The 12,636-nt window shown below is 61.2% G+C and carries 15 protein-coding genes; all 15 read left to right on the top strand.

The annotated features are described in order from the left end of the window. The first annotated feature begins 5 nt into the window (after window positions 1–5). The 15 genes from fliH to flhB all read left to right on the top strand — a co-directional run bounded on the left by fliH (window position 6) and on the right by flhB (window position 12,224). Window positions 6–836 carry a flagellar assembly protein FliH gene (fliH, locus tag M1E16_RS19700; RefSeq protein WP_458128180.1) on the top strand — a complete coding sequence of 277 codons (831 nt, stop codon included), beginning with the start codon at window positions 6–8 and terminating at the stop codon, window positions 834–836. Then, complete coding sequence (fliI, locus tag M1E16_RS19695; RefSeq protein WP_434572630.1) at window positions 826–2,184, top strand: flagellar protein export ATPase FliI; 1,359 nt, start codon at window positions 826–828, stop codon at window positions 2,182–2,184. The genes fliH and fliI overlap by 11 nt, the downstream gene beginning before the upstream one ends. Before the next feature lie 6 nt (window positions 2,185–2,190). Next, entirely contained in the window at window positions 2,191–2,640 is a 450-nt protein-coding gene (gene fliJ, locus M1E16_RS19690; RefSeq protein ID WP_434629236.1) for a flagellar export protein FliJ, read from the top strand. 102 nt (window positions 2,641–2,742) lie between these two features. Then, a complete protein-coding gene (locus M1E16_RS19685; protein ID WP_258648063.1) occupies window positions 2,743–3,048 on the top strand; it encodes an STAS domain-containing protein in 306 nt (101 codons plus the stop codon). 5 nt (window positions 3,049–3,053) lie between these two features. Continuing rightward, window positions 3,054–4,760 (top strand): ATP-binding SpoIIE family protein phosphatase, encoded by a 1,707-nt coding sequence (locus M1E16_RS19680; protein ID WP_458128179.1) that lies wholly within the window; start codon window positions 3,054–3,056, stop codon window positions 4,758–4,760. Window positions 4,761–4,791: 31 nt separating this feature from the next. Further along, window positions 4,792–5,136, top strand: a complete 345-nt coding sequence (locus tag M1E16_RS19675; RefSeq protein WP_434572634.1) for an Hpt domain-containing protein — start codon at window positions 4,792–4,794, stop codon at window positions 5,134–5,136. 86 nt (window positions 5,137–5,222) lie between these two features. Continuing rightward, window positions 5,223–6,584, top strand: coding sequence for a flagellar hook-length control protein FliK (locus M1E16_RS19670; protein ID WP_458128178.1), 1,362 nt, complete (start codon window positions 5,223–5,225; stop codon window positions 6,582–6,584). A 221-nt stretch (window positions 6,585–6,805) separates the two neighbouring features. Next, on the top strand, window positions 6,806–7,309 hold the full coding sequence (gene fliL / locus M1E16_RS19665) for a flagellar basal body-associated protein FliL (RefSeq protein ID WP_434572638.1): 504 nt from the start codon (window positions 6,806–6,808) through the stop codon (window positions 7,307–7,309). 9 nt (window positions 7,310–7,318) lie between these two features. Further along, window positions 7,319–8,287, top strand: coding sequence for a flagellar motor switch protein FliM (gene fliM, locus M1E16_RS19660; protein ID WP_053120288.1), 969 nt, complete (start codon window positions 7,319–7,321; stop codon window positions 8,285–8,287). Window positions 8,288–8,358: 71 nt separating this feature from the next. Then, window positions 8,359–8,817 (top strand): flagellar motor switch protein FliN, encoded by a 459-nt coding sequence (gene fliN, locus M1E16_RS19655; RefSeq protein ID WP_305499620.1) that lies wholly within the window; start codon window positions 8,359–8,361, stop codon window positions 8,815–8,817. Next, window positions 8,818–9,255, top strand: a complete 438-nt coding sequence (gene fliO / locus M1E16_RS19650) for a flagellar biosynthetic protein FliO (protein ID WP_305499621.1) — start codon at window positions 8,818–8,820, stop codon at window positions 9,253–9,255. Next, on the top strand, window positions 9,255–10,004 hold the full coding sequence (gene fliP / locus M1E16_RS19645; RefSeq protein ID WP_434572641.1) for a flagellar type III secretion system pore protein FliP: 750 nt from the start codon (window positions 9,255–9,257) through the stop codon (window positions 10,002–10,004). The genes fliO and fliP overlap by 1 nt, the downstream gene beginning before the upstream one ends. Before the next feature lie 23 nt (window positions 10,005–10,027). Continuing rightward, entirely contained in the window at window positions 10,028–10,297 is a 270-nt protein-coding gene (gene fliQ, locus M1E16_RS19640) for a flagellar biosynthesis protein FliQ (protein ID WP_003184009.1), read from the top strand. Between the two features lie 10 nt (window positions 10,298–10,307). After that, the gene (fliR, locus tag M1E16_RS19635) at window positions 10,308–11,084 is read left to right on the top strand and encodes a flagellar biosynthetic protein FliR (RefSeq protein WP_370871115.1); all 777 of its coding nucleotides are present in this window, start codon (window positions 10,308–10,310) and stop codon (window positions 11,082–11,084) included. Between the two features lie 3 nt (window positions 11,085–11,087). Further along, complete coding sequence (gene flhB, locus M1E16_RS19630; RefSeq protein ID WP_434697176.1) at window positions 11,088–12,224, top strand: flagellar biosynthesis protein FlhB; 1,137 nt, start codon at window positions 11,088–11,090, stop codon at window positions 12,222–12,224. Window positions 12,225–12,636: the final 412 nt, after the last annotated feature.

Genomic DNA, 12,636 nt, shown 5'->3' with positions numbered 1-12,636 from the left:
TCGTTATGTCTGCCAAGAGCGATGATTCACCCAGCGACCTGATCCGCGCCCGCGACGTCGGTGGTTTCGACGTCTGGTCGCTGCCCAGCTTCGATCCCCACGTGCCCGAGCCTGAGCCTGCACCGGTGGAAGAGTTGCCGGAGATGGAAGAGGTGCCGCTGGAGGAAGTCCAGCCGCTGACCCTCGAAGAAGTCGAGAGCATTCGCCAGGAGGCCTACAACGAAGGCTTCGCCATCGGCGAAAAGGAAGGCTTCCACAGCACCACGATCAAGGTCCGCCAGGAAGCCGACGTGGCGCTGACGGCCAAGCTGCGGGCGCTGGAATCGCTGATGCTGAACCTGTTCGAACCCATCGCCGAGCAGGACACCCAGATCGAGAAATCCCTGGTCGGGCTGGTGCAGCACATCACCCGGCAAGTGATCCAGCGCGAGCTGGCCATCGATTCGAGCCAGATCGAGCACGTCATGCGCGAGGCCCTCAAGCTTCTGCCGCTGGGCGTGGGCAACGTGCGGCTGTACATCAATCCGCAGGACTTCGAGCTGGTCAAGGCCTTGCGTGAGCGTCACGAGGAAAGCTGGCGCATCGTCGAGGATGAGACGTTGCTGCCCGGCGGTTGCCGGGTGGAAACCGAGCACAGCCGCATTGATGCAACAATCGAAACACGCATCAGCCAGGTCATGGCCAAGCTGTTCGACCAATTGCACGAGCAGGCCCTGCATCCGGCTCCGGCCGACCTGAGCCTGGACTTGCCGGACGAACCGGAGGCCGCCGTCATCGCCGATCCGGACGCGGCCGAACTGATTGCTCCCGAAGTGGACGGCCGTAATGCGCCTTGACCGAACCAGCTTCGGCAAGCGCCTGGGCAGCTACGCCGAGGCCACTGAGCTGGCCGGCCAGCCGATCCTGGAAGGGCGCCTGCTGCGCATGGTTGGCCTGACCCTAGAAGCGGAAGGCCTGCGCGCCGCCATGGGCAGCCGGTGCATGGTGATCAACGATGACAGTTATCACCCGGTGCAGGTCGAAGCCGAAGTCATGGGCTTTTCCGGCAGCAAAGTATTTCTGATGCCGGTGGGCAGTGTCGCCGGCATCGCGCCTGGCGCCCGTGTGGTTCCGCTGGCCGATACCGGTCGGCTGCCCATGGGCATGAGCATGCTCGGCCGAGTGCTGGACGGGGCCGGGCGGGCCCTGGACGGCAAGGGTGGCATGAAGGCTGAAGATTGGGTGCCGATGGACGGCCCGACAATCAACCCGCTCAAGCGCGACCCCATCAGCGTGCCGCTGGACGTCGGCATCCGTTGCATCAACGGGTTGTTGACGGTCGGTCGCGGTCAGCGCCTGGGCCTGTTCGCCGGTACCGGGGTGGGCAAGAGTGTGTTGCTGGGCATGATGACCCGCTTTACCGAAGCCGACATCATCGTGGTGGGGCTGATCGGCGAGCGGGGCCGCGAGGTGAAGGAATTCATCGAGCACATTCTCGGCGAAGAAGGGCTCAAGCGTTCCGTGGTGGTGGCGTCGCCGGCGGACGATGCGCCGCTGATGCGCCTGCGGGCCGCGATGTATTGCACACGTATCGCCGAGTATTTCCGCGACAAGGGCAAGAACGTCCTGTTGCTGATGGATTCGCTGACCCGTTTCGCCCAGGCCCAGCGGGAAATCGCCCTGGCCATCGGCGAGCCGCCGGCCACCAAGGGTTATCCGCCTTCAGTGTTTGCCAAGTTGCCGAAACTGGTGGAGCGGGCCGGTAACGCGGAGAAGGGCGGCGGTTCCATCACCGCTTTTTACACAGTGCTGTCCGAGGGTGACGATCAGCAAGACCCGATTGCCGACTCGGCCCGAGGCGTGCTCGACGGCCACATCGTGCTGTCCCGGCGCCTGGCCGAAGAAGGGCATTATCCCGCGATTGATATCGAAGCGTCGATCAGCCGGGTCATGCCGTCGGTCATCAGTGCCGAGCACATGAAGCGCGCCCAGCAGTTCAAGCAATACTGGTCACGTTACCAGCAGAGTCGCGACCTGATCAGCGTGGGCGCCTATGTGCCTGGCGGTGATCGTGAAACCGACATGGCCATCAATCTTTATCCGGCCATGGCGGTCTACCTGCGCCAAGGCTTGAACGACAACATCGGCATGGCCGCCAGCGAAGCGCACCTGCAAACCATCTTCGCCCCCGTCGCGGGCGGATAACCGCCTATGGCCACGAGTCGTGCGGCGCGCCTGGCGCCGGTGGTGGACATGGCGGAAAAAGCCGAGAAGACCGCCGTTCAGCGGCTGGCTTATTTCCAGGGACAAGTGGTCGTGGCCGAGAGCAAGCTGGCCGACCTGGAGAATTTTCGTCTCGAATACCAGGAGCAGTGGATTGCCCGTGGCAGTCATGGCGTTTCCGGGCAATGGCTGTTGGGCTACCAGGGGTTCCTCGCACAGCTGGGCACCGCGATCGATCAGCAGCGCCAAAGCCTCGTCTGGCACCAGAACAACCTGGAAAAGGCTCGCCAGAGCTGGCAGGAAGCCTTCGCCCGGGTCGAAGGGCTGCGCAAACTTGTACAGCGTTATATCGATGAAGCTCGGCAGCTGGAAGACAAGCGCGAGCAGAAGTTGCTTGATGAACTGTCTCAGCGTCTGCCGCGCCATGATCCGTATTGAACATGAAAGCGGAATTCTGTCGGTTGGAGGGTTTGATTCCTTGCTCAGACCTCTACCTGATGCTACACCTTGTACACATATGTCCACGACAAGGAAGTGAATATGTCTGTCGTAACTGAAGTGTCCCCAGATGGGCAAAAGCTGACGATCTCGATCAAAGGTCGATTCGATTTTGGCCGGCACCAGGAATTTCGTGAGTCTTACGAAAAGCTCAATACGAAGCCTGAGTCCATCGTGGTGGATTTGAAAGAAGCCACCTACCTCGACAGCTCTGCCTTGGGCATGCTCCTGCTGTTACGCGATCATGCCGGTGGCGACGAGTCGGATATCCGTGTGGTCAACAGCAGCAGCGACGTCAAGAAAATCCTCGCGATTTCCAATTTCGACAAGTTGTTCGATATCAGTTGATTACCATGCAATCGTCGCCGGAGCCGCTGACGATCCTGATTGCCGAAGACAGTGCCGCTGACCGACTGCTGTTGTCGACCATCGTCCGCCGTCAAGGCCATCAGGTGCTCACCGCAGCGGATGGCGCCGAGGCGGTTGAAGTCTACCGGGAGCAGCGTCCGCACCTGGTGCTGATGGACGCGATGATGCCCGTCATGGATGGCTTCGAAGCCGCGCAGCAGATCAAGCAACTGGCCGGGGACCAACTGGTTCCGATCATTTTCCTCACCTCGTTGACTGAAAGCGAAGGGCTGGCCCGTTGCCTGGAGGCTGGTGGTGATGATTTCCTCGCCAAGCCCTATAACCAAGTGATCCTGGCCGCCAAGATCAAGGCCATGGACCGCTTGCGTCGGTTGCAGGCCACGGTGGTCGAACAACGTGACCAGATCGCCCGGCACCACGACTACCTGCTTAACGAGCAGCGGGTTGCCAAGGCGGTGTTCGACAAGATTGCCCACTCCGGTTGCCTGAGCGCGCCGAATATCCGTTACCTGCAATCGCCCTATGCCTTGTTCAATGGCGATCTGCTGCTGGCCGCCTTCAACCCGGCTGGTGACATGCACATCCTGCTTGGGGATTTTACCGGCCACGGCTTGCCGGCGGCGGTCGGGGCGATGCCACTGGCTGAAGTGTTCTACGGGATGACCGCGAAAGGCTACGGCCTGGCGCAGATCCTGCGAGAAATGAATGCCAAGCTCAAGCGCATCCTGCCAGTGGACATGTTCTGTTGCGCAACGCTGCTGTGCCTGAGCTTCCAGCGCTGCACCGTCGAAGTCTGGAACGGCGGCATGCCCGATGGTTACCTGCATGACAGCCTCAGCGGCGTGCGTACACCGTTGCCGGCGCGGCACTTGCCGTTGGGCGTGCTCACGCCGCAACTGTTTGATGATCGCACTGAAGTGCATCCGATGTCGGTGGGTGACCGGGTATTCCTGTTGTCTGACGGCGTCATCGAAGCCAGCGACCGCGATGATCAGCCGTTTGGCGTGGAAAGGTTGCAGCAGGTGTTTGCGGCCAACCGCGAGCCCGACCGTCTATTCGAAGATATCCAGCAGGCCCTCGGTGATTTTCGCGGCGAGGCCCGCGACGACTTCAGCATGGTCGAGGTGCGGCTGGTCGCGCCGACGCAACTCAGCCCGCCACCACCGGTCTATTCCGATAGCGGCCAGTCGAGCCCGCTGGACTGGTCGGTGAGCTTCGAGTTCCGTGCGCAGACGCTCAAGCGCTTCAACCCGATGCCTTACCTGTTGCAGTTATTGCTTGAGGTCCATGGGCTCAGGGGCCAGAGTGGCGCCTTGTACAGTGTCCTGACGGAGCTTTATTCCAACGCGCTGGAACACGGCGTACTGGGGCTCGATTCGAGTCTCAAGCGTGATGCGGCGGGGTTTGCCCGCTATTATACGGAGCGCGGCATCCGTCTGGATGAGCTGGACAGCGGCCATATCCGCGTGCATCTGCACGTGACTCCCCAAGGGGAGGGTGGGCGCCTGGTCATTGAGGTCGAGGACAGCGGCCAGGGGTTCGATGTCAGCCGGGTGCTGGCCCGGCCTGTGGATCGTGACCGGTTATCCGGGCGCGGTGTGAGCCTGGTGCGCCAGCTATGCCACGAGGCCAGTTGGTCCGACGATGGTCGTAGTGCGCGCGTGGAGTTTTTCTGGGAGGCTCTGGCATAATCGGGGCCATTCTTGATCAAGGAGCGAACAAGTGAGCGAGATTCATCTGGATCGGGACGTGCTCAGCACGTTGAAGGAAGTCATGGAGGAAGGGTATCCGGAATTGCTGGATACGTTCCTCAACGATTCCGAGGCACGCCTGCGTGTGTTGCTTGAGGCCAGGGATGCGGAGCAATTGAGCGCCACCGCTCACAGTTTCAAGGGCAGTAGCAGCAATATGGGCGCCATCCGCCTGGCTGAACTGTGCGGCGAGCTGGAACAACGCGCCAAGCAGCCCTCGCTGGGTGGAATCGAGAAACTGGTCAGCGAGATCAACAGCGAATTTACCTACGTTCGAAAGCTTTGCAAGGAAGAGCGCGAAGGCTTTCACTGTTAAAAAGTTGTTGTTCGGCGCGTTGGCCCATCCCTTGCATTGTCCTGTCTCGACTGCATCAAAGATCCCAGTGCAGCGGAGACCATTTCATGCCCGTTACGCCTAATACACTCCTTCAGGCCGTTACCCAGGCCAAGCCGCAGGCCACCGTCAATTCGTTGGCAGCTGGCCCGGACGCCGGGAATAAAGCCTCCAGTTTCGCCCAGGTCTTCGCCAAGCAGGCCCCCGTCAAACCCTCGACGGCCCTTGAACCGGCGATTAAGCCGGTGCGCGACAAGGCCTCCGACAACACCGTCAAAAAGGATGCAGGCAGCGACACGGCTGCCGCTCCTGAGCCGGCGGTTGCCGATAGCGGCAAACCCTTGCCCGCCGACAAGCCGGCCACGGCCGACGACAAGCCCACGCAGGACGATAGCGATACGGCCGAGACGCCTGTAGCCGACGCCGCCCCAGTCGATCCGACACTCGACCCGGCCTTGCTGCCCGGGGTCATCGTGCCTGAAGTCGTTGCCGAGGCGCTGCCCGCGCCTGTGGTTGACACAACCGAGGCGCCAGTCGTCGCGGCAGTCGCGGCGCCCGTGGTGGCTTCGGCCACGTCGGCCCCGGTGACCGATCCGGAATTCGACCCCCAGGCCGATCCGCTTGACGCCCTGCCGGCGTTGCGTCTGGCGATGGAGCAGAGCGGCCATGTGTCCGCTTCCAGCCAGGCGCAGCCCAAGGCAACGGCGCCAGCGTCCGTCGATGGCGAGCCGACGTCGGCCCAGACCTTCGCGGCCGGCATGGCGAGCATGCTCAATGTACAAGCCGACCAGGACAGTACCAGTCCTGGCAGCCAGGGCGGTGAGAAGGCGTTCGGTGGCTTGCTCAACGAAGGCCTCAAGGATCTGACCGCAGCCTCCAGCGACACGCGGGTAGATGATTTCGCCAACCGCCTGGCGGCATTGACCCAGGCGGCTACGCCAAAAACCGCCAACGCGGTCCCGGTCAACCAGCCCATCGCCATGAACCAGAGCGGCTGGACCGAAGAAGTGGTCAACCGGGTGATGTACCTGTCGAGCGTCAATCTCAAGGCGGCTGATATCCAACTGCAGCCGGCCGAGCTCGGGCGCCTGGATATTCGCGTGAACATGGTCCCCGACCAGCAGACCCAGGTCACGTTCATGAGCGCCCATTCAGGCGTCCGTGAAGCCCTCGAAGGCCAGATGCATCGCCTGCGCGACAGCTTTGCCCAGCAGGGTATGGGCCAGGTCGACGTCAGCGTGTCGGATCAGTCACGTGGCTCCCAGGGTCAGGAACAGCAAGCCCAGCAGCAGGCCCAGGCTGGTCGCACGAGCTCTTCCTCTGGTGGCCGAGTGGATTCGGTAGACGAAGAGTTGCCGGCCAGCGTTGCCGAAGTGGCGGCCAACACTACCAGCGTCATCGGCACCAGCGCGGTCGACTACTACGCCTGATCCAACGCGGTACCCAATGTGGGAGCGGGCTTGCTCGCGAAGGCTGTGTGTCAGTTAACGATATGTGACTGATGCATCGCCTTCGCGAGCAAGCCCGCTCCCACATTCATTTGCGGTGTTCCGGAGAATGCATCTGACGCTTTCCTTGCGCTTCTGGCATAACACTTGCTCCAGCCAAGCCGTGCAACAGTGAAACCCCCGATTAGCGACGGATTATTGGCATGGCGAAGAGTGAAGCAGCAGCTGTAAAAGACCCCGCAACCAAAGGCAAACTCAAGCTGATCATCATGATCGTGGTGGGTTTGCTCCTGGCGATGGGTGTTTCCGTGGGGGCGACCTGGTATTTCATGCACAGCGCTCAAAGCAAACCGGCAGAAGTGGTGGAAACCGCGCCGGTGGGCAAGCAGCCGGCGATTTTCGAGCCGATGGCTCCCGCATTTGTGGCCAACTACACCCAGAACGGTCGCCAGCGCTACATGCAGGTGAGCATCACCCTGCTGGGCCGCAACCAGGCTGACCTGGAAGCGTTGCGGGTGCACATGCCGCTGATTCGCAATAATCTGGTGATGCTGTTCTCTGGACAGAGTTTCGACACCCTGGCCACTCCGGTCGGCCAGGAAATGCTGCGTCAGAAAGCCACGGCCAGCGTTCAGGAAGTGGCTCAGAAAGAGCTTGGCAAAGTGGTGATCGAACAGTTGCTCTTCACTAACTTCGTATTGCAGTAGGAACACGACATGGCCGTGCAGGACTTGTTGTCCCAGGACGAAATCGACGCGCTGTTGCATGGTGTCGACGACGGCCTGGTGCAGACCGAAAACGCTGCTGAACCGGGCAGCGTCAAAAGCTACGACCTGACCAGCCAGGATCGCATCGTTCGCGGACGCATGCCGACCCTGGAAATGATCAACGAGCGTTTTGCCCGATACACCCGCATCAGCATGTTCAACATGCTGCGCCGTTCGGCCGACGTGGCCGTTGGTGGCGTGCAGGTGATGAAATTCGGCGAATATGTGCACTCGCTGTACGTGCCCACCAGTCTCAACCTGGTGAAGATCAAGCCGTTGCGCGGCACTGCACTGTTCATCCTTGACGCCAAGCTGGTGTTCAAGCTGGTGGATAACTTCTTCGGCGGTGACGGCCGTCACGCCAAGATCGAAGGCCGCGAATTCACGCCGACCGAGCTGCGCGTCGTGCGCATGGTGCTGGAGCAGGCTTTCATCGACTTGAAGGAAGCCTGGCAGGCGATCATGGAAGTCAACTTCGAGTACATCAACTCGGAAGTGAACCCGGCCATGGCCAACATCGTCGGTCCGAGCGAAGCCATTGTCGTGTCGACTTTCCACATCGAACTCGACGGTGGCGGCGGCGACCTGCACGTGACCATGCCGTACTCGATGATCGAGCCGGTGCGCGAAATGCTCGACGCCGGTTTCCAGTCGGACCTCGACGACCAGGACGAGCGCTGGATCAATGCGTTGCGCCAGGACGTGCTGGACGTCGACGTGCCGATCGGCGCGACGGTTGCCCGGCGCCAGCTGCGCCTGCGGGACATCCTGCATATGCAGCCGGGGGACATCATCCCCGTCGAGATGCCGGAAGACATGATCATGCGCGCCAATGGCGTGCCGGCCTTCAAGGTCAAGATGGGCTCTCACAAAGGCAACCTCGCGTTGCAAGTGATCGAGCCGATCGAACGCCGCTGAGTGCTGTCAATCGCTTAAGTTTGTAACGGATTTCTAGTTTTTTACCGATTCTTGCCCGCCGAGGAAACATGATGGCTGACGATATGAATACCCAGGATGACCAGGCGCTGGCCGATGAATGGGCTGCGGCCCTGGAAGAAACCGGCGACGCCGGGCAGGCCGATATCGATGCGCTGCTGGCCGCCGATACCGGCAACCACGCTTCCAATCGCATGCAGATGGAAGAGTTTGGCAGCGTGCCGAAAAGCAATGAGCAAGTCACCCTCGACGGGCCGAACCTGGACGTGATTCTCGACATCCCGGTGTCGATTTCCATGGAAGTGGGCAGCACCGACATCAACATCCGCAACCTGTTGCAGCTCAACCAGGGCTCGGTGATCGAGCTGGATCGCCTGGCCGGTGAACCGCTGGACGTACTGGTCAACGGTACCCTGATCGCCCATGGCGAAGTGGTGGTGGTCAACGAGAAGTTCGGCATTCGCCTGACGGACGTGATCAGCCCGAGCGAACGCATCAAGAAGCTGCGCTGAATGAAAGGCTTTCTCGCCGCAGCCTTGATGCTGCCGTTCAGCGTGCTGGCGGCCGAGCCCGCGGCCACGGCGGCGGTTGCGCCGGCAAGTGGCGGCAGCATGGCCGGGCAATTGGCGCAGTTGGTGCTGGGCCTGCTCGTGGTGCTCGGGTTGATTTTTTTCCTCGCGTGGATGCTGCGGCGCGTGCAACAGGCGGGGCCTGCCGGCAAAGGCCAGGTCATCGACATCATCAGTTCCCGCGCGCTCGGCCCGCGGGATCGGCTGGTGCTGGTGCAAGTTGGCAACGAGCAGATCCTGCTCGGCCTGAGCCCTGGCACGATCACCGCTTTGCACGTTCTCAAGGAGCCGGTGCAGGTGCCCGCCACCGAGCAGGCCACCCCCGAATTTGCCCAGCGGCTCATGGAACTGCTGGGTAAAGATCAGAAGGATAAAAAGTAATGCCGTTGCGCATTCTGTTGGCGCTGGCCCTGTTGCTGGCTGCACCGTTGGCGTTTGCCGCCGACCCGTTGTCGATTCCGGCGATCACGTTGGGCACCAACGCCGAAGGGGCTCAGGAGTATTCGGTCAGCCTGCAGATCCTGCTGATCATGACCGCGCTGAGTTTCATCCCGGCGTTCGTCATGCTGATGACCAGTTTCACCCGGATCATCATTGTCTTTTCGATCCTGCGCCAGGCCCTGGGTTTGCAGCAGACGCCGTCGAACCAGATACTCACGGGCATGGCGTTGTTCCTGACCATGTTCATCATGGCGCCAGTCTTCGACCGGGTGAACCGTGATGCGCTGCAACCCTACCTGGCCGAAACCCTCAGCGCCCAGGACGCGGTGGCCAGGGCCCAGGTGCCGATCAAGGATTTCATGCTCGCCCAGACTCGCAGCAGCGACCTGGAGCTGTTCATGCGCCTGTCCAAGCGCACCGACATCGCCAGCCCCGACCAGGCCCCATTGACCATCCTGGTGCCAGCGTTCGTGACGTCCGAGCTGAAAACGGCGTTCCAGATCGGTTTCATGATCTTCATCCCGTTCCTGATCATTGACCTGGTGGTCGCCAGTATCCTCATGGCGATGGGTATGATGATGCTGTCGCCGCTGATCATTTCATTGCCGTTCAAGATCATGCTGTTCGTGCTGGTGGATGGCTGGGCCTTGATCATCGGTACGCTGGCGGGCAGTTTCGGCGGTGTTTAGACCAATTGCGCGGGTAGCACGATATGACGCCTGAAGTAGCGGTAGACCTGTTCCGCGAAGCACTCTGGCTGACCACCATGATGGTTGCCATCCTGGTAATTCCGAGCCTGCTGGTGGGCTTGCTGGTGGCGATGTTCCAGGCCGCCACGCAGATCAACGAACAGACCCTGAGCTTCCTGCCGCGCCTGCTGGTGATGCTGGTGACGCTGATCGTCGCCGGCCCGTGGCTGGTGCAAACCTTCATGGAATACATCCTGCAGCTGTACGGCAGTATTCCCCAGTTGATCGGCTGACCCGATGTCGATGCTCGAACTGACGGACACCCAGATCAGCAGCTGGGTGGCGTCGTTTATCCTGCCGCTGTTTCGCGTCACCGCCGTGCTGATGAGCATGCCGGTCTTCGGCACGACCCTGGTGCCAGGCCGTGTGCGCCTGTACCTGGCCGTGGCAATCACCGTGGTCATCGCGCCCGGACTGCCGCCGATGCCGCCGGTCAATGCCCTTGACCTCAGTGCGCTGATGCTGGTGGCCGAGCAGATCCTCATTGGTGTCCTGCTGGGGTTTTCACTGCAGCTGTTCTTCCAGGCGTTCGTGGTGGCCGGGCAAATCATTTCGATCCAGATGGGCATGGCGTTCGCCTCCATGATCGACCCCACCAACGGCGTCAACACCGCGGTCATCGGGCAGTTCCTGACGATGCTGGTGACGTTGCTGTTCCTCGCCATGAACGGGCATCTGGTGGTGTTTGAAGTGCTCACCGAGAGCTTCACCACAATGCCGGTGGGCAGTGCGATGCTGGTCAATCATTTCTGGGACATCGCCGGCAAGCTCGGCTGGGTCCTGGGGGCGGCGATGCTGCTGGTATTGCCAGCCATTACCGCGCTGCTGGTGGTCAACATCGCTTTTGGCGTGATGACCCGCGCGGCGCCGCAACTGAACATTTTTTCCATCGGCTTCCCCCTCACGCTGGTGCTGGGCATGGTGATCTTCTGGGTCAGCCTGGGGGATATTCTCAACCAGTATCAGCCGTTGGCCACCCAGGCCTTGCAGCTGCTACGCGACATGGCACAGGCGCGCTGAACCATGGCTGAGAGCGAAAGCGGTCAGGACAAGACAGAAGACCCCACGGAGAAACGCACCAGGGAGTCCCGCGAGAAAGGCGAGATCGCCCGCTCCAAGGAGCTCAACACCCTGGCGATCATGCTTGCCGGCGCTGGCGGCTTACTGATCTATGGCGGCGGGCTGGCGCTGGAACTGCTGGAAATCATGCGCCTGAATTTTTCCTTGCCTCGGGAAGTATTGCTGACCCCTGGCGCCATGACGCAGTACCTGCTGCATTCGGGCAAGATCGCGCTTCTGGCGATTCAGCCCGTGCTGATTTTTTTATTGTTGGCGGCATTCATCGGCCCGATTTCCCTGGGTGGATGGCTCTTCGCCGCCGGCAGCCTGGCACCCAAGTTCAGTCGGATGAACCCGGCCGCCGGCATCAAGCGCATGTTTTCCACCACGGCGCTGGTGGAGCTGCTCAAGGCTTTTGGCAAGTTCCTGCTGGTCCTGTCCGTCGCGTTGGTGGTGCTGGAGGGCGACATCGACGATCTGCTGCGCATCGCCCATCAACCGCTGGAACAGGCCATCATTCATAGCGTGCAGCTGGTGGGATGGAGCACGTTGTGGATGTCTTGCGGCCTGATCCTGATCGCTGCCATCGATGTGCCGATCCAGCTCTATCAGAGCAAGCAGAAGCTGATGATGACCAAGCAGGAAGTGCGCGACGAGCACAAGGACTCGGAGGGCAAGCCGGAGGTCAAGCAGCGGATTCGCCAATTGCAGCGCGAGGTCTCCCAGCGGCGCATGATGGCGGCGATTCCCGACGCCGACGTGGTCATTACCAACCCGACCCACTATGCGGTGGCGCTCAAATACGATCCTGAAAAAGGCAATGCGCCGGTGCTGCTGGCCAAGGGTAGTGATTTCCTGGCGTTGAAAATCCGCGAAATCGCCGTTGCCAACGAAGTGATGCTGCTCGAATCGCCGGCGCTGGCGCGCTCGATCTACTACTCCACCGAACTCGATCAGGAAATTCCCGGAGGTCTGTACCTGGCTGTGGCCCAGGTGCTGGCCTACGTCTACCAGATCCGCCAGCACCGCGCCGGCAAGGGCAAGCGTCCCGAACCGCTCAAGGACCTGCCGATCCCGCCGGATTTGCGGCGTGACTCCTGATTCAGCCGATGCTATTCCCTTAGGGCATCGACAAACCCGTGGCGAGGGAGCTTGCTCCCGCTGGGCCGCGAAGCGGCCCCAAAACCCGCCAGATGCGGGGCATCAGACACGCCGCACCCGCCGGTTTGCGACTGCTTCGCAGCCGAGCGGGAGCAAGCTCCCTCGCCACGGGTACCCTTCTTCTCAAGTGAACCGCATCACCCTGTGGGAGCGAGCCTGCTCGCGATTGCGGTGATCCAGTCGATACAGGCGCCGACTGACAAACCGCATTCGCGAGCAGGCTCGCTCCCACAGGGTTGAAGTCGCTTCGGCCTTTCTATTTCAAGCTTTTGCAAAAGTTGGAAAGCTTCTTGCAATACCCCGTCTGCGCCCCCTCCGGGCGTCAAAAGTTTGCTTCACAGGAACGGGGAAT

It is taken from the genome of Pseudomonas sp. Z2-11, from assembly GCF_054161305.1.
This window is presented reverse-complemented; position numbering and strand designations above follow the sequence as displayed.